14 protein-coding genes and 2 pseudogenes are annotated in these 17419 nt (G+C 70.0%); 10 read left to right on the top strand and 6 right to left on the bottom strand.

Annotated elements, in window-relative coordinates; translation table 11 throughout:
- Positions 1–4: 4 nt before the first annotated feature.
- A complete protein-coding gene (locus ACZ4WS_RS33185; RefSeq protein ID WP_467986384.1) occupies positions 5–1222 on the top strand; it encodes an FAD-dependent oxidoreductase in 1218 nt (405 codons plus the stop codon).
- A 69-nt stretch (positions 1223–1291) separates the two neighbouring features.
- Here ACZ4WS_RS33185 and ACZ4WS_RS33180 read toward each other — a convergent pair whose 3' ends face one another.
- The 3 genes from ACZ4WS_RS33180 to ACZ4WS_RS33170 all read right to left on the bottom strand — a co-directional run bounded on the left by ACZ4WS_RS33180 (position 1292) and on the right by ACZ4WS_RS33170 (position 5762).
- Positions 1292–2824 carry a long-chain-fatty-acid--CoA ligase gene (locus ACZ4WS_RS33180; protein WP_467986383.1) on the bottom strand — a complete coding sequence of 511 codons (1533 nt, stop codon included), beginning with the start codon at positions 2822–2824 and terminating at the stop codon, positions 1292–1294.
- 75 nt (positions 2825–2899) lie between these two features.
- Positions 2900–4129, bottom strand: a complete 1230-nt coding sequence (gene hemA, locus ACZ4WS_RS33175; RefSeq protein WP_467986381.1) for a 5-aminolevulinate synthase — start codon at positions 4127–4129, stop codon at positions 2900–2902.
- A gap of 79 nt (positions 4130–4208) precedes the next feature.
- The gene (locus ACZ4WS_RS33170) at positions 4209–5762 is read right to left on the bottom strand and encodes a class I adenylate-forming enzyme family protein (RefSeq protein ID WP_467986379.1); all 1554 of its coding nucleotides are present in this window, start codon (positions 5760–5762) and stop codon (positions 4209–4211) included.
- 605 nt (positions 5763–6367) lie between these two features.
- Between ACZ4WS_RS33170 and ACZ4WS_RS33165 the strand changes: the two genes are divergently transcribed.
- Both ACZ4WS_RS33165 and ACZ4WS_RS33160 read left to right on the top strand, forming a co-directional pair.
- Positions 6368–6922 (top strand): glycoside hydrolase family 25 protein, encoded by a 555-nt coding sequence (locus ACZ4WS_RS33165; protein ID WP_467986377.1) that lies wholly within the window; start codon positions 6368–6370, stop codon positions 6920–6922.
- Between the two features lie 10 nt (positions 6923–6932).
- Entirely contained in the window at positions 6933–7475 is a 543-nt protein-coding gene (locus tag ACZ4WS_RS33160) for an MOSC domain-containing protein (protein WP_467986375.1), read from the top strand.
- Between the two features lie 33 nt (positions 7476–7508).
- Here the strand turns inward: ACZ4WS_RS33160 and ACZ4WS_RS33155 are convergent.
- Positions 7509–8201: pseudogene (locus ACZ4WS_RS33155) on the bottom strand (NADPH-dependent F420 reductase); the annotation flags it as partial.
- 76 nt (positions 8202–8277) lie between these two features.
- A complete protein-coding gene (locus tag ACZ4WS_RS33150) occupies positions 8278–9273 on the bottom strand; it encodes a zinc-dependent alcohol dehydrogenase family protein (RefSeq protein WP_467986373.1) in 996 nt (331 codons plus the stop codon).
- A 101-nt stretch (positions 9274–9374) separates the two neighbouring features.
- Between ACZ4WS_RS33150 and ACZ4WS_RS33145 the strand changes: the two genes are divergently transcribed.
- A complete protein-coding gene (locus tag ACZ4WS_RS33145) occupies positions 9375–10298 on the top strand; it encodes an AraC family transcriptional regulator (protein ID WP_467986372.1) in 924 nt (307 codons plus the stop codon).
- Here the strand turns inward: ACZ4WS_RS33145 and ACZ4WS_RS33140 are convergent.
- Entirely contained in the window at positions 10295–11005 is a 711-nt protein-coding gene (locus ACZ4WS_RS33140; RefSeq protein WP_467986370.1) for a FadR/GntR family transcriptional regulator, read from the bottom strand. The two genes, ACZ4WS_RS33145 and ACZ4WS_RS33140, sit on opposite strands and share 4 nt — an antisense overlap.
- 182 nt (positions 11006–11187) lie before the next feature.
- Between ACZ4WS_RS33140 and leuA the strand changes: the two genes are divergently transcribed.
- The 6 genes and pseudogenes from leuA (at position 11188) to ACZ4WS_RS33110 (ending at position 17413) form a co-directional block, all read left to right on the top strand.
- A complete protein-coding gene (gene leuA / locus ACZ4WS_RS33135) occupies positions 11188–12915 on the top strand; it encodes a 2-isopropylmalate synthase (protein WP_467986369.1) in 1728 nt (575 codons plus the stop codon).
- A pseudogene (locus ACZ4WS_RS33130) lies at positions 12912–13265 on the top strand (ATP-binding cassette domain-containing protein); the annotation flags it as partial. The gene leuA and the pseudogene ACZ4WS_RS33130, both read left to right, overlap by 4 nt.
- Before the next feature lie 335 nt (positions 13266–13600).
- Complete coding sequence (locus tag ACZ4WS_RS33125) at positions 13601–14104, top strand: ATP-binding protein (protein ID WP_467986367.1); 504 nt, start codon at positions 13601–13603, stop codon at positions 14102–14104.
- A 564-nt stretch (positions 14105–14668) separates the two neighbouring features.
- The gene (locus tag ACZ4WS_RS33120; RefSeq protein WP_467986366.1) at positions 14669–15526 is read left to right on the top strand and encodes a polysaccharide deacetylase family protein; all 858 of its coding nucleotides are present in this window, start codon (positions 14669–14671) and stop codon (positions 15524–15526) included.
- The gene (locus ACZ4WS_RS33115; RefSeq protein WP_467986364.1) at positions 15526–16725 is read left to right on the top strand and encodes a YVTN family beta-propeller repeat protein; all 1200 of its coding nucleotides are present in this window, start codon (positions 15526–15528) and stop codon (positions 16723–16725) included. Before ACZ4WS_RS33120 ends, ACZ4WS_RS33115 begins: the two co-directional genes overlap by 1 nt.
- 79 nt (positions 16726–16804) lie before the next feature.
- Positions 16805–17413, top strand: coding sequence for an ADP-ribosyltransferase (locus ACZ4WS_RS33110; protein WP_467986363.1), 609 nt, complete (start codon positions 16805–16807; stop codon positions 17411–17413).
- Positions 17414–17419: the final 6 nt, after the last annotated feature.

Raw genomic sequence — 17419 nt, 5'->3', positions numbered from 1 at the left:
AGCAGTGAATTCAGACGGTCGGCCCAGGCCTGACATCGAGGCGGATGTGTGCGTGGTCGGCAGCGGCGCCACGGCACTCTTCGCGGCGCTGCTGTGCGCACGCTCCGGCCAGTCGGTCGTACTGGTTTCACCCCAGGCGGAGTTCGAGCCGGCGGGGGCGGGGATCTCTCCCCTGCTGGCCCCTCCGACACTCGGGCTGCTCGCCGACGAGGGCATCGAGGACGAGCTCGTCCAGGGCGGCCAGCCGGTCCTGGGCGTCGACGACCACGGGAGCACCGGCCTGCTCTCCAGCTGGCGCTACGCCGACCACCCGGGCATCGCCCGTACGCACGGCCTGACCGTCCCGACCGGCACCCTCGTGCAGGCCACGCTCGCCCGACTGCGCGGTGAACCGGGCGCGATCATACGAACCGGCGAGAGTGTGGTCGCCGTCGAGCAGGACGACTCCGGAACGCTGCTCACCACCGCCCGCACAGACGGCTCCGACCCGGACACCCCCGTCCGCATCAAGGCCGCGTACGCCGTCGCCGCCGACGGACGGAACTCCACGCTGCGCGATCTCGTCGGAATCTCCCTCGACGTCAAGTCCTTCGACCGGCCCGCGTGGCTCGTCGTCACACCCGCTGTCCCCGGCCGCGAACCCGTGCTCCTGGTACGGCATCAGGCGCCCAGCGCGCTCTTCACCATTCCCATCCCGCCCCAGTCGCTCGCCGTGGTCTGGTCGCCCGACCGGGACCAGGAGGAGGCACTGGACCAGGGCGGGCCGACTGCGCTGGCCGAACAGCTGCGAAAGATCGACCCGGAGCTGTCCGCCTGGCTGGACGAGGCCAAGGACCGTGTTTCCCCGCTGATCAGGCTCGGCTTCTCCCTCTGGCGGGCCGCCTCGTGGCGGGCGGGCCGGGTCCTGCTGCTCGGGGAGACCGCGCACGGCCTGCACACGCTCGGCGGACAGGGGCTCAACCAGTCCCTGCAGAGCGCCGCCTCGCTCGCCCGGGCCCTTCACGACTCGCTCGGCTCCGGCGACCCGAGCCGGATCGACGACTACGAGCGGATCCGCCGCCCCCACGTGGAACAGCTCCAGGACTTCCAGTGGAACCTCCAGGCGCTCCGCTCCTACAGCGCCGCCCCGCCGGAGCGTGGCGCACACGAGGACTTCATCGACGTGATGACCGCCCTGCAGCCCGAACTCGCCGCCCAGCTCGCGCCCGCCGACTCCCGCTGAGACGACGCGGCTCCTGGTGGACGCACGGCCGCTCGGGCCGGTTCGTACCACCAGGAGTTTCGCGTGCGGTCAGCGCACGGCGGACACTGTGGAGAAGAGCGCCACCAGCTCCCGTTTGAGGACCTTTCCGCTGGGGCCGAGCGGGAACGCATCGACGAACTCCACCCGCCGCGGGTACTTGTAGGCGGCGAGCCGCTCCCTGCTCCAGGCGATGATCTCGGCACCGAGCGCCGGACCGGGTGCGAGACCCGGTCGCGTGAGCACCACGGCGCAGACCTCCTCGCCGTGCACGGCGTGCGGGACACCGATGACAGCGACCTGGGCGATCGCCGGGTGGTGCACCAGTACGTCCTCGATCTCCCGTGGGTACACGTTGTAGCCGCCCCGCAGCACGAGGTCCTTCTTCCGGTCGACGATGGAGAGATAGCCCTCGCCGTCCTTCGCGCCGAGATCGCCCGAGCGGAACCAGCCGTCGACCATCACCTCGGCTGTCGCACGGGGCCGGTTGAGATAGCCGGCCATCACGTTGTGCCCCCGGATGACGATCTCCCCCACCTCGCCGTCGGGCAGCAGCTCGATCCGCCCCTCCACATCGGCTCTGGCGATCTCCACCTCGACGCCCCAGACCGGCCGTCCCACGGTGCCCGGCTTGCAGGGCCACGCCCGCTGGTTGTAGGCGACCACGGGCGAGGTCTCCGTCAGCCCGTACCCCTCGTAGATCTGGCAGCCGAACGTCTCCTGGAACTCCTCGAGGACCGTGACCGGAAGCGCCGATCCTCCGGAGAAGGCGCGGTCGAGGGGTGGCCGTCGCGCGTCGTCGGCGGCCGCGTCCAGGAGCGCGAGATACATCGTCGGTACGCCCATGAGCACCGTGCACCCATGGGTCACCATGAGGTCGAGTGCCCGCGTGCCGTCGAACCTCTCCATCAGCACCATGGTGGCACCGGCCCGGAAACAGGTACCCATCCCGCAGATCTGGCCGAAGGTGTGGAACAGCGGCAGACAGCCGAGCAGCACGTCATCGGCCCGGAAGTCGAACGGGGAGTCCATCCCGACCTGGATGTTCATCGTGACGTTGAGCTGCGTGAGCATGGCGCCCTTGGGCCGGCCCGTGGTGCCGGAGGTGTAGAGGATCACCGCGATGTCACCGGGCTCGCTGGGCGCGCAGCCGCTGATCGGCTCGGCCCGCGCGACGAGCGCATCGGCCCCGTCCGTGCCCGTGGTGAGCACCGGAACCCCGGCGGCCTCGGCGGCCTTGCCTCCTTCGCGGAGCAACGGCGCGGCACAGACCATCACCTTGGCACCGGAGTCGCTCAGCACGTGCTCGATCTCCGCCGCCCTGAGCAGCGCGTTCACGGGCACCACGACCGCGCCGAGCGCCAGCACACCGAAATAGGCGGCCGGGAATTCAAGCCCGTTGGGCAGCAGCAGCGCGACCCGGTCACCAGGGTTGATCCCGTGTTCGCGGAACACGGTCGCGTACTGCCGTGCCCGGAACCAGAGTTCGCTGTACGTCACCCGTTCCGTGCCGAAGACGATCGCCGGGTGATCCGGGCGCCGTGCCGCGGATTCGGCGAGTACCGCGGCTACCGAGAGAGTCATCAGAGCTCCACCTCCGCTGGGGACGGCCGACGGCGGCCGGACGCCAGAGCACGTCCGACCGCCGCCGACGCCGTGTCAGTGACCGCGCGTGTGCTGAGTGCGGGGGATGTCGAGCTCCTGCCAGATGCCGTCGAGCGCCTCGACGAACTTCTCGACGTCACTGGACGTGTGCGTGGCGGAGGGAGCGACACGGAGAATCTCTTCGCCCTCCTTGACGCTGGGGGCGTTGATGGCCTGCACGTAGATGCTGTGACGCTGCAGGAGAAACTCGGAGGCCGTCCGGCAGAGGCTGTCGTCGCCGACGAAGACAGAGACGATGTGGGACATGGGCGAGACGAAGGGGATGTTGCGCTCGTCGAGAAGCCGGTGCAGCAGCTGCGCGTTGTCCCGGAGCCGGTCGCGCTCCTCGTCGGAGGACCTCAGGTGCCTGACCGCGGCGAGCGCGCCGGCGGCGATGGCCGGCGGCAGGGAGGTGGTGAAAATGAACGAGCGGGAGAAGCTGCGTACCGCGTCGATCAGGGCGGCGGGCCCGGCGATATAGCCACCCGCGGTGCCGAATCCCTTGGCCAGCGTGCCCATGATGACCGTGAAGTCGTCGGCGATGCCCTCCCGGGCGGCGATACCCGCTCCCTCGGGACCGTACATACCGACCGCGTGCACCTCGTCGAGGAAGGTACTGGCGCCGTACCGCTTGGCTATGTCAGCGATCTCGGCGAGCGGTGCGATGTCGCCGGACATGGAGTACACCGACTCGAGCACGATCAGCTTGGGCCGGTCGGCGGGGTCGGCGGCGATCAGTTCTTCGAGGTGCGCGACGTCGTTGTGCCGGAAGATGCGCTTCTGGGCGCCGCTGTGGCGCAGTCCGTCGATGATCGACGCGTGGTTCAGCGCGTCCGAGTAGACGATGGTGCCGGGCATCCGGCCGGCCAGGACGGACAGGGCGCCGTCGTTCGCGGTGTATCCGGAGCTGAACAGCAGCGCGGCTTCCTTGCCGTGGAATGCCGCGAGTTCCTTCTCCAGCAGTACGTGATAGTGGTTGGTCCCGCCGATGTTGCGAGAACCGCCGGAGCCCGCGCCGAACGCGTCGATGGCTTCCTTCATGGCCTGGATCACGAAGGGGTTCTGCCCCATGCCGAGGTAGTCGTTACTGCACCAGACGCTGATCTCCACGTCGGTACCGTCGTGCCCTTGCCGCGCGACGGCGCTGGGGAACCGTCCAGCGTTCCGTCCGATCTCCAGAAACTGCCGCTTGTGGTGGGCGAATTCCTTCATCTCTTGCGAGAAGAGGTCCACGTGCTGAGTCATTGCGTCAACTCGCTCTCTGGTGACTGTCGTTCGGGATTGCCAGGTATTCGGCGGACCGAGGCCGGGCTCGTAAGTCCATTCACACGGCGGCGGAGCCGAGGGAACGCAGCCGACGCTTGTCCGGCTTGCCGGAATCGTTCAGGGGAAGCTCGTCGAGCAGCAGGACCACTTCGGGTGCGTGCTGGGCGGACAGCGCCGCGGCGACCCGTGAGCGGACGTCGTCGGGGCTGATCCGCGCTCCTGGCCGCACCACGATCGCGGCGTTCAGGCGTTCGATGTTGTCGGCGTCGCGGACACCGTAGACAGCGGCCTGGCCGACACCGGGCAGCGCGAGGATCTCCCGCTCCACCACCGCCGGGTAGACCTTGACGCCCTGGGTCTTGACGACATCGGCGATCCGGTCCAGGAGACGCAGATACCCCTTCTCGTCAAGGCAGCCGATGTCGCCCGTGCGGTACCACCCCTCGCGCAGCACCTGCGCCGTCAGCTCGGGGTCCGCCCAGTACCCGTCCATCACATGCGGCGAGCGGAGCCACACCTCGCCGGTCCCGCCGACCGCCAGCTCCCGGCCGGAGTCGGGATCGCACACCTTGAGCTCGACCTCGGGAAACGGCCGGCCCACCGTGGACAGCAGCCGCGCATCCCGATGGTCCCCGGGATCGAGGAGGGTGACCCGGCCGCCTTCGGTGGTCCCGTAGCCCTGCACCAGCGCGAACCCGAAGACGCTGACCGCCTCCGCGATTCTGGCGGGCGCGGCGGCGCAGCCGGTGTAGATCAGCTGCCGCAGCGAGGACAGTCGCGTCGCCGCGATGCTGCCGTGGTCGAGGAGCTGGTACAGGTGCGGAGTCGCCACGAGCGTCCGGGTGATCCGGTGTTCCTCGATGGCTCTCAGCGTCTCGGCCGGGTCGAACTCCTCGTGCAGGAAGACGGTTCCGCCGGAGGCGAGGACCGCGTCGGCCATCGGCCCGACCGTGTGGCTGAGGGGGGTGGTGACGAGCATCCGTGCGCGATCCGGCTCGGTGATCGCGGTCATCGTGGTCCGTACGATGCTGTCCCAGATCCGCCCCGACTGCCGAATCCCTTTGGGCCGCCCGGTGCTGCCGCTCGTGAACGCGATCACGGCGAGGGCCTGCGGATCCCAGACCCCGAACTCTTCGGGCTCCTTGACCTCCTCGGAACCACGGTCGTCGAACCCGGCGAGCTTGAAGCCGCCCGGCGCGAGGGCGGCCAATTCCCTTGCACGCTCGGCATTTTCGTCGTCGGCATACAGAACATCGGCTGACGTGTCGAGCAGGATCCGCAACTGGGCGTCCAGGGGCAGCACTTCCGCCGACGACCCCGGGTTCGTGGTTCGGAGATAGCAGACGGCGCCGCCGAGCCGGTGGGCCGCGTAGCGCACATAGAACATCTCGGGACTGTTGGGCGCCACCAGAATGCCGACCACACTGCCGGCCCCGACCCCGAGACCACGCAGCTTGTGGACCACGCCGTTCACCGAGTCGGTGAACTCCCCTGCCGTCACATCCCGCCCCCGCCAGTGCAGCGCGGCACGTTCCAGGCCGGTTGCCAGCACCGACATCACCTGGGCGACGTAACCGCCCTCTTCTGCCTGCCGGTCGTCCGGATCCGCCATGCTCACCTCGATTCAGTGCGCGACGCTCCCGAACAGGGGCCGCTGTCCTCCACCGACGCACGCCAGCTTCCCCATGGCTGAAGAGACCAACAACCTGCGAACGGCGTACCTGAAGGGACGACTGACTCAGGCACCAATCAGGAGTGACCGATCAAGCACACCGGGGACGCCCCTGACCGGCCAGCCCGAATGGAGCGCAGCAAGGACCGAGGGGTTCGGAACTCGGAGAGAAGGACCGGAGTTTGATGTTCCCCTTGGGGCCACCGTGCGGTCATGCGCGGTCCCTGGGCCTCCGCCGACTCGGCTGCGACAAAGGGGAGTTGACACGTGCCTACGGTGAGACGGCTGTCGGCGTTGTGCGGTGCGGTGCGGTGGCACTTCTCGCCGCGGACCACGCGAGCGTGATCACCTCGGACTGGTCGGCGAAGTCGGCCGCCGTGCTGGGGTCGGTCGCCGACCGGGGCTGACGGTCACGAACAGCCGACCGGGGCTGACGGCCACGAACAGCCGTCCAGCGCCGACCCCGGCGAACAGGGGTGGCGGCCCGCCCACGGGGAACGCTGGAGATCAGCCCCCTCCCGTCCCCCACAGCCCGGAGGCCCCACATGCTGCGAGGCATCGACGTCAGCGCCTATCAGTCCTCGTCCTACGACACCGACGGTCTCTCCTTCGTCTTCATCAAGGCGACGGAGGGCCGTTCGTACGTCAACCCGAAGCTCACCGCCCAGGTGAAGACGGCCCGCGACGCCGACTGCGTCGTCGGCTTCTACCACTTCCTGTGGCCCGGCAATATCACGGCCCAGGCCGAGTACTTCCTCAGCAAGGCCCCTGAAAAGGCGGGCGACTTGCTCGCCGTCGACTGGGAGACAACTGGCGACGGCACTCATGCGAGCAACGCCGAGAAGGACCGTTTCATCCGTAAGGTGAAGGAACTGCGGCCGAACCACCGGGTCGTGCTCTACACGAACCGGAACTACTGGCTCACCGTCGACACCACCTCGTACGCCGGTGACGGCCTCTGGATCGCCGACTACGTGACCGTGGGCAAGCCCCGCATCAAGGCCAAGTGGCGCTTCCACCAGTACACCGACGACCCGCTGGACAAGGACGTGGCAGACTTCACCACCCGCGCCGACCTGCGGGAATGGGCCAACCCGTAGGCTTCGCCACATGGGTGGGACAGTCACTGCGGTCAGCAGCAACGGGACGTATTCGTTCACCAAGCCCAACCGGGAGAGCATCAGGCTGCTCGCCGGGCTCGGGGTGGAGGGTGATGTGCATGCCGGGACGACGGTGAAGCACCGGTTCCGGATGGAGAAGGATCCCTCGCAAGTGAATCTGCGACAGGTGCATCTCATGCACGAGGAGTTGTTCGACGAGCTGCGCGCGGCCGGATTCGAGGTCGCTCCCGGGGAGCTCGGGGAGAACGTCAGCACCCGCGGCATCGACCTGCTGGGGCTGCCGGTCGGGACGCTCCTGCACCTCGGGGACGAGGCCGTGATCGAGGTGACGGGGCTGCGGAATCCGTGTGCGCAGATAGACAACTTCCAGAAGGGGCTGCTCAAGCAGGTCGTCGGGAGGGACGAGGACGGCGCGGTGGCGTTCAAGTCCGGCGTCATGAGTGTCGTACGCGAAGGCGGTGTGGTGCGGCCCGGGGACTCGGTCAAGGTCGAGTTGCCGGACGGGCCGCACCAGCCGCTGCCCGTCGTCTGATCGGTACGGGCGGACGAGCCGTGGCCGGACGCCTTACGGCTGGGCGCGGAAGTCCGGCGTGCGCTCCGGGGATGCCTCCGTGAGGGCCTTCGTGACGGCGTCGAGGCCCTCCTGGAGGCCGTAGACCGGGGTGCCGGGCTGCTGGCGCCAGGAGTCGTCGAGGCCGCCGGCGTCGACGGTGTCGAAGCCGAGGTCGTCGATGAGGGCGCGGACGACGCGCTTGGCGGCCTCGTCGTCGCCGGCGACGGGGAGGGCCATGCGGTCGGGGGCGCCGGCCGGGCGTGGGCGATCGAGGATGTCCTGGGCGTAGGTGCCGTTGAAGGCCTTGATGACGGTGTGCCCGATCTGCTGGGCCGTCCAGCGGCTCTCCGTGAGGCCCTCGTCCTCGATGGCGGCGATCCTGCCGTCGCGCTGCTGGGGGTAGTAGTTGCCGGTGTCGATGACGGTGACGCCCTCCGCCGCCTCGTCGAGCAGCCCGGACGGCAGGTCCGGGACGGCCTTCACGGGGACCGTGATGACCACGAGCTCGGCGCCACGCGCCGCGTCCTCGACCTTGACGGGGGTCGCCCCGGTCTCCGAAGCGAGCTCGGTGAGGGTGTGCGGGCCGCGCGAGTTCGCGAGGGAGACGTCGTGTCCGAGGGCGGTGAGGCGCCGGGTGAGGTTGCCGCCGATGTTGCCCGCGCCGATGATGCCGATCTTCATGAGTGACAGGCCCTTCCGGGGTTGACGCTGCTGATGGCGAGCATCAACCCCCGAGCGGGGTCCGCTATTCCGGCTTGTGCGGCATGTGGGTGACCGCCGATCAGAGCTTCACCACGATCTTGCCGATGTGCGTGTTGCTCTCCATCAGCCGGTGCGCGTCCTGGATGCGGTCGAGGCCCTCGAAGACCTCGGCGACCGGTGGCCGGAAGCCGCCGTCCCGCAGGCCCGCGTTCAGGAAGGCGGTGGAGCGGCGGCGGCCCCCCGGCGTCGCGGTCAGGGAGAAATTGGCGTACGTGTGGATCGAGAGCGGCCAGTTCCAGGGCAGCTCGGCGGGGCGCCGGTCGAGCCAGCCGTAGACGACCATCGCGCCGCCCTCCGCGAGCGCCTCGCCCAGCGGCCGGAACCCGGGTCCGCCGATCGCGTCGAAGATCACCTCGACGCCACGCCCGCCGGTGAGCCGCCGGGTCTCCTTCGGCACGTCCTCCTCGTCGGAGACGATCACCTCGGCCGCACCGAGATCGAGCAGCTGCCGTTTTTTCGCCTCCGTCCGGGTGGTGGCGAGCGGAATCGCGCCGATGCGGCGGGCGACCTGGATCGCGGCGGTGCCGACACCGCTGGACGCGCCGGTGATCAGCACGTGGTCGCCGGGCTTCAGCCCGGCGGACTCCAGCAGCGCGCCGTACGCCGTCGTGTACGTCAGCCACGAGGCCGCGCCGGTGACCGCGTCCACCGACTCCGGGCGCGGCACGATCGCGGTGTCGGGCAGCACGACCCGCTCCGCGTACACGCCCTGCGCGCTCATCTCGATGCCGGGTCCGGTCGTCACGGGGTCGCCCACGGCGAAGTCGGTGACCCCCTCGCCGACCGCCTCGACGGTGCCGGAGGCCTCGTAGCCGAGCCGTGAGCCGGGCAGGGACGGCTGGTAGTAGTAAGTCCCCGCGCGGAACAGTGCCTCGGCGCGGTTGAGGCCCAACGCCTCGACACGGACGAGGACTTGACCGGGTCCGGGCGTGGGCAGTGCGACGTCCTCGATCGCCAGGACCTCGGGGCCGCCGAGTTCGTGAAAGAGCACGGTGCGTGCGGTGGTTGATGACATACCGATGACGCTAGGAGTCGGCTGCGAGACGTTCCATGCCTGTCAGTCTCGCTTTCCTGTCCGTTCGTCTCACCCAGGTGCCCGCGCGCTACCGTATGAGCATGGACGTACTCAGCGACGCCATCGCCGCGATGCGCACCGGGCGACCGCACTCCTCGCGCCGGGACAAGTACGCGCCCTGGGGGATGCGGTTCGAGTCCTCGGAAGGCGCCGGGTTCCATGTGGTGCTCCAGGGTTCGGCGTGGCTGATCCCCTCGGCCGGCGATCCGGTGGCGCTGGGCCCCGGTGACGTGGTGTTCCTCGCCCACGGCCGCGGGCACGCGCTGGCCAGCGGCGTGGACGTACCGCTGGAGGAGGTGCGACTGCGGCCGGACGGCAGCTGGCCCGAAGTACGGCCCGCGCCGGGGCCGTTGACGGGCACACCGACCGTCACACTGTGCGGTGCCTACCAGTTGGACCGGGCCCGCGCGCATCCGCTTCTCACGGAGCTGCCGGAGGTGGTCCACCTGCCCGCCCGGGTCGGCGCCCACCGCTCGCTGCGGGCCGCCGTCGAACTCCTCGGCATGGAGCTGGAGGAGCCGCAGCCGGGCTCCGACACGATCGTCACCTCGCTGCTGGACACTCTGCTCCTGTACATCCTGCGCGCCTGGTGGCAGCGCGAGCGCCCCGGTTCCGGCCACCCCACGGGCTGGTCGGCCGCCCTCGCCGACCCGGCGGTCGCGGCGGCCCTGCGCGCCATCCACGGCGCCCCGGCCCATCCCTGGACGGTCGGGGAACTCGGCGCCCGCGGCGGCCTCTCCTGCGCGGCCTTCGCCCGCCGTTTCGCCACACTGGTGGGCGAGCCCCCGCTCAGCTACCTCACCTGGTGGCGCATGACCACGGCCGGCCGCCTGCTGCGCGCCGACGACATGCCCCTCCGTGTGGTGGCCCAACGCACCGGCTACACCTCGGAGTTCGCGTTCGCCAAGGCCTTCAAGAGGGAGTACGGGGTGGCGCCGGGGCAGTACCGCAGGCGGATCTCCTAGTCTCCTGACTCAGAAGACCAGGACCGCCGCAACAGGGCCAGCGTCTCCTCCAGCTCGCTGCGCAGCACCGCCTCGGCGGCATCCGCGTCGCCGTCCGCGACGGCCCGTACCAGCGCCGCGTGCGAGTCGTCCCCGGTGTTCGGGTCGTCCTCGCGCATTCCGACCAGGTCGAGCATCTCGATCAGCCCCTCCCGCAGCGCGGGCGCGAACTCGCCGAAGAGATCGGCGAGTACGGGGTTGTGCGCGGCGGCGACCACGGCCGCGTGCAGCGCGATGTCGGCGTCGACAAAGACCGCGTCGTCGCCGGCGGACGCGGCCCGGCGCCCGTCGAGGGCCGCGTGCAGCGCGGCCACGTCGTCCGGGGTGCGGCGCCCCGCGGCGAGCCGGGCCGCCTGCACCTCCACCAGGATCCGCACCTCGTAGACATCCTGCACGGCGGCCCGGCGCAGCCGGGTGGGCCAGTCCTCGACGGGTTCGGTCGCGATGACGAAGACGCCCGCGCCCTGCCGGGGCCGCACGAGCCCGGCCCCGGCCAGCGCGCGCAGCGCCTCGCGGACCGTGGAGCGGCCCACGCCGAGGTCGGTGGCGAGCGTGGTCTCGCCCGGCAGCTTCGTGCCCACGGGCCAGTGTCCGCCGGCGATCTGCTCGCGCAGCCGCTGCGCGGCCTGCTCGACCAGCGGGCTGGGACGGACGGATCCGAGCGGCATCGGTGATTCACCAACTTGTCTGAGGAGTACTTGTCTGAGGACCTGAGGTGTGACTACTGTACCGCTCATGATCCGCGGTCTCCTTCTTCTCGGCTGCCGCGGCGGGGCCTGACGCGACCGGCACCCCGCCGCGGGGCGCCGTGCTGCCGGTCCCCCGACCGACCCGAGGACCGAGAACACCCGTGACCACCTCCCCGTACGACTGGAATCCGCAGCGGCCCGGCCCCATGCCGCATCACCGCTACCGCCCCTTTCATGAGCGGGTCGATGTCCCCGCCCAGGACCGGAATTGGCCGGACGCCCGGATCACCCGCGCTCCCCTCTGGGTCCCGGTCGATCTGCGCGACGGCAATCAGGCACTCGCCGAGCCGATGGACACCGGCCGCAAGCGCCGCTTCTTCGACCTGCTGGTCGGCATGGGGTTCAAGGAGATCGAGGTCGGCTATCCGTCCGCGAGCCGGACGGACTTCGACTTCGTACGTCACCTGGTGACGAGCGGAGCGGTTCCCGACGACGTGACGCCGGTCGTCTTCACCCCGGCCCGGCGGGACCTGATCGACCAGACCTTCGACTCGATCGCGGGCCTGCCGCGCGCGGTCGTCCACCTGTACATCCCGACCTCGCCGGTGTGGCGGGAGGTCGTGCTCGGGCGGGACCGGGCCCAGGTGTGGGCGACGGTACGGGACGCGGCCGCACACATGGCCCGGCGTGCCGACGCGGCCGCGTCCTCGTACATCCGCTTCCAGTTCGCCCCCGAGACCTTCAACCTCACCGAACCGGACTACGTCCTCGAACTGTGCGACGGACTCACGGAGCTGTGGGACGCGAGCCCCGACCGTCCGGTCACGCACAACCTCCCGGCGACGGTGGAGATCGCGACCCCGAACGTCTATGCCGACCAAATCGAGTACATGCACCGGAACCTGGCCCGCCGCGACGCGGTGATCCTCTCCGTGCACCCGCACAACGACCGCGGCACAGGAGTGGCCTGTGCCGAACTGGCCGTGCTGGCGGGGGCGCAGCGCGTCGAGGGGTGCCTCTTCGGCAACGGCGAGCGGACCGGCAACGTCGACCTGGTGACCCTCGCCCTCAACCTCTACGCCCAAGGGGTCGATCCCATGGTCGACTTCAGCGACATCGACGCGGTGCGCGAGACGGTCGAGCATTGCAACCGGATGCCGGTGCATCCGCGCCACCCGTACGGCGGCGACCTCGTCCACACCGCGTTCTCGGGCACGCACCAGGACGCGATCAGCAAGGGACTGGCCCACCACGCCCGCAGGGCGGCCGAGTTGGGCATGCCCGAGGGACGGGCGCCGTGGTCGGTGCCGTACCTGCCCATCGACCCGGCCGACATCGGCCGTTCGTACGAGGCCGTCATCCGCGTCAACTCCCAGTCGGGCAAGGGCGGAGTGGCGTACCTCCTGCGCACGCACCACGGCCTGGACCTGCCGCCGCGCATGCGGCCCGACGTCTCGCGAATCGTCCAGGAGACCACGGACAGCAGCGGGCGGGAGGCGACACCGAAGGAGCTGTACGAGCTGTTCCGGACCACCTACCTGGTACCCGAGGGCGAGGTGCTGCTGCACACCTGGTCCACGCACCAGGACGCCCACGGAACCCACCGTTTCGTCTGCACGCTGCAGACCGGCGACCGCACCGGAGACTACGAGGGGACCGGCAACGGCCCGCTCTCCGCGTTCGTCGACGCGCTCGCCGGTGCCGGATTCGCCGTGGACGTCCTCGACTTCGGCGAGCACGCGACGTCGACGGGACACGACAGCGAGGCGGTCGCCTACGCCGAGTGCCGCGTCGACGGCACCGTCCTGTGGGGCGCGGGCCGGGACACCTCGGCCCTCACGGCCTCGGTCCAGGCAGTGCTGTCCGCGGTGAACCGGGCGGCCCGGTGACCGAGGTACTGCGCGCGGAGGACGTCCACGTCGTACGCGACGGCCGCCCGATCCTCCAGGAGGTGTCCCTCACCGTCCGGGCGGGCGAGCACTGGGCACTCCTCGGTGCCAACGGCGCCGGGAAGTCCACCCTGTTGAGCCTGCCCGGCGCCCGCGTCCACCCCACCCGGGGAACCGTGGAGGTCCTCGGCCGCCGCGTGAGCCGCGTCGATCCGCGGGAGCTTCGCTCGTACGTGGGTCACGTCGACCCCCGTCACCCGCTCACCTCACCCCTGCGGGTACGCGATGTCGTCCTGACGGGACTGACCAACTCCGTGGAGCCGCTGCCCCGTTGGCGGCCGACGCCCGAAACAACTGACGACACATGAGGGCACTCCCTCCACTCACAGAAGAGTGCAAACTCACTCCCCAAGTTCCGCTGATCCACTTGCAGTTGACGCGATGTCTTACCTGGCGTCCCCCGAAGGAGCGGTTTATGCAAGCCTTAAGGCAACCTTAAGCACACCTTGTCGGGAGAGGTTGGTGATTGCCCTCGAACGGGGCATCAAGGCAGGTCAGACGGACTCCAAGGCCCCCCGAACTGCCTATGGCATATGCCGATCGGATGTCGCGGAATGGAGGGTTCCGGGGGGCGTATTCCTTCGGAACGGCCCCGAAGGGTGCTGTGGACGGCCATGATGGGGGCATGGCGGGGCTGGAGGGTATCGAACAGCCGCGGCGGCACGGGAGTGCGACCGCGGCACGCTGGACGCCTGCGGTCGAGGACGAACGGGCGCTCAGGGCACTGGAGTTGTTCGGCAATCCCACAGAGGCGGAGGTGCCGTTGCCGTCCCGCCCGGAGTCCGCGGCCACCGCGCGGCGGCTCACCCAGGTCGTGGTCCTGCGCCACTGGGGGCTCTCACCGAAGATGACGGAGGACGCGGTCCTCCTCGTCTCGGAACTCGTCGGCAACGCCGTACGGCACACCGGCGCACGCGTCTTCGGGCTCCGTATGCGCCGCCGCCGGGGCTGGATCCGCATCGAGGTCCGCGACCCCTCCCGCGGCCTTCCCTGTCTGATGCCGGTCCAGGAAATGGACTTGAGCGGCCGCGGCCTCTTCCTCGTCGACAAGCTCTCCGACCGCTGGGGCGTCGACCTCCTGCCCCGCGGCAAAACCACCTGGTTCGAAATGCGCGTCGCCGACCGCTGACCTCGCACACAAAAACCCCGGCCGCTGAGCAGCCGGGGCTCCTGAGGGCGCCGCGGAACGAATTGGGGTGTGAACCACGGCACCGGCGACAACCATGGCCCGGGTCAATGGGTGGAGGTCGCACCGCTGACTATCGCAGACACGCGCGACTGATCCAAAGGCGGCGGGAGCTGGGCCGGATGTCTGTGCCCGCACTCTGCGCACCCTGTGCACCAACGGCACGCGCCCCAGGCCCGCACAGCGAGTTTCGCCCCCTCCGCCCTACCCGTCCCGCACCTGGGGGCTCCGCCCCCCAGACCGCCCCCGTGTCGGCCTGAACGGCCTCGTCCTCAAACGCCGGACGGGCTGGTTGGTGCCCACCGGCGGAAGGGGGTGTGCCGGTACATCAAATGCCCGCAGCCGAACGGATCCAAAGAAGACAGCACCTTTCTCACCCACAGCCGTTCCGTTCGGATGCGGGCGGATGTACCGGCGCGCCCCCGACCCACCCACCCACCGGAAGGCGCGACCCGCACAGCCCCCCAATCGATCCAATCTCTACTTTTAAGGGCAACTCGCCCTTAAATGGTGCGGGTGACCACCTCCGCCCACCCCCCTCAGCCACCCAGTGAAGAACCCGGCGCCGGTCCGGCGCCGGACCGGCGTGCGGCGCTGCGCTCGGGGGTCGCACTAGCCGCCGGGACGCTGACCGCCGGATGTTCCGCGGCAGGCGCCGTCGCGCCGCACCCAGTGGCCCACACCGCACCCCCGGCCACCCGCAACGCACCCCCGGCCACCGCCACCACCACCGCCCCGGCCCCGGCCCCCCGCCGCTTCCCGAACCAGCCCGCGGAGATCGACCACGGCCCCCGCACCCGCCCCCAAGTAGCCCTCACCTTCCACGGACAGGGCGACCCCGCCATCGCCAAGGCGGTCCTCGGCGAAGCCGAGCAGGGCGGCGCCCGCGTCACCGTGCTCGCCGTCGGCACCTGGCTCGACGAACACCCCGACGTGGCCCGCCGCATCCTGGACGGCGGCCACGACCTCGGCAACCACACCCTGCGCCACCTCGACATCAACGCGATGTCCGAGGCGGACGCGGACGCGGAGATCCGGGGCTGCGCGGAGCGCCTGAGGCGGCTCACCGGCTCGATCGGCACCTGGTTCCGACCGTCCCGCACCCCCCGCGCCTCCCCTCTCGTAGCACGCCTCGCCCGCAACGCGGGCTACCCGCACACGCTCTCCTACGACGTCGACTCCCTCGACTACACCTCGCCGGGCGCTCCCGCCATCACCCGCAACATCACCGGCGGGATCCGCAACGGATCCGTGGTGAGCCTGCACTTCGGGTACGCGGACACGGTCGCCGCCCTGCCCGCCGTCCTGGAAGAACTCCACCGCCGCGGCCTGCGCGCGGTCACCACCACGGAGCTGCTGAGCTGATGCACCCCACCACCGTCAAGCGCGTACTGATCGCCGGCGCCGCCCTCGCCGCGCTCGCGGGCTGCGGCAGTCAGGCCACCAAGGACCACGCGAACGAGGCCCTCGCCACCAAGGCCCCCACCACCAAGGCCGTCGTCCAGCCCGCCCCGCCGAAGCGGAAGACCATCCAGGGCCTGCCCGGCATGCCCCCCGTGCTCGACCCGACGGACGTCTACGCCGCCGACCGCCCGAACAGGCTCTCCCCGGTGGTCAAGGACTTCCCCTCCCGCGTCTACGTCCCCAACACCCAATCCAACACGGTCTCGGTGATCGACCCGAAGACGTACGAGGTCATCAAGACGATCCCGGTCGGCGCCCTGCCCCAGCACGTCGTCCCCTCCTGGGACATGAAGACGCTGTGGGTCAACAACGACAAGGGCAACACCCTCACCCCCATCGACCCGAGGACCGGCAAGGCGGGCAAGCCGGTCGAGGTGCACGACCCGTACAACCTCTACTTCACGCCCAACGGCAAGTACGCGATCGTCATGGCCTCCCTCGACCGCGAGCTGGTCTTCCGCGACGCGCACACCATGAAGCGCGTCAAGACCGTGCCGGTCAGCTGCTACGGCGTCAACCACGCGGACTTCTCCCGCGACGGCCGCTACTTCATCGTGTCGTGCGAGTTCAGTGGCGATCTGCTGAAGGTCGACACCGAGAAGATGAAGGTGATCGAGCAGCAGAAGCTCCCGTTCCACGGAGCGATGCCGCAGGACGTCAAGGTGTCCCCGGACGGCAAGAGGTTCTACATCGCCGACATGATGGCCAACGGCGTGTGGGTCCTGGACGGCGACACATTCTCCAGGCCGACCCTCCTGCCCAGCGGCAAGGGCTCCCACGGCCTGTACATCAGCCGCGACTCGCACGAGATGTACATCTCCAACCGCGGCGAGGGCACCATCTCCGTCTTCGACTTCACGCTGAACAAGCTCACCAAGAAGTGGTACCTGCCCGAGGGCGGCAGCCCCGACATGGGCGGCGTCTCGGCCGACGGCAAGGTCCTGTGGCTGTCCGGGCGCTACAACGCCGAGGTGTACGCCATCGACACCCGCACCGGCGTCCAGCTCGCCCGCATCCCGGTCGGCGACGGCCCGCACGGCCTCGCGGTGTACCCGCAGCCGGGCCGCTACTCGCTCGGCCACACCGGCATCTTCCGCTAGAACAACGCCCGTTGACTGACACGCCGCCGTACGGGTGATGATCCACGGCCCGCCGCCGCAGAACCGAGATCGTGCTCCCATGATCACAACTCGCCTGCGGCGGCGGGCCGCTGCCGTCGTCCTGTCCCTCTCGGCCGTCTTCGCGACGTCCGCCGCGACGCTCCCCGCCACCCCCGCCGTCTCCCTCGCCCAGGCCGCCGCCCCCACCTGCCCCCAGTTCGACGACCCGGTCAAGGCCGCCGCCGACCGCCGCGTGGACGTCGGCCGCATCACCCCCGACCCGGTCTGGCGCAAGACCTGCGGCACGCTCTACCGCAGTGACAGCCGCGGCCCCTCCACCGTCTTCGAGCAGGGCTTCTACCCCAAGGACGTCGTCAACGGGCAGTACGACATCGAGCAGTACGTCCTCGTCAACCAGCCCTCGCCGTACGTGTCGACGACGTACGACCACGACCTGTACAAGACCTGGTACAAGTCCGGCTTCAACTACTACATCGACGCGCCCGGCGGAGTGGACGTCAACAAGACCATCGGCGACACCCACAAGTGGGCCGACCAGGTCGAGGTCGCCTTCCCCGGCGGCATCGCGCGCCAGTACGTCATCGGCGTCTGCCCGGTCGACAAGAAGACCAAGACCGAGATCATGAGCGACTGCGAGAGCAACCCGTACTACGAGCCCTGGCACTGACCTCGC

It is taken from the genome of Streptomyces sp. NPDC029292, assembly GCF_055569295.1.
Note: the sequence above shows the minus strand (reverse complement) of the source record. Positions and strands in the feature narration are given on the sequence as shown.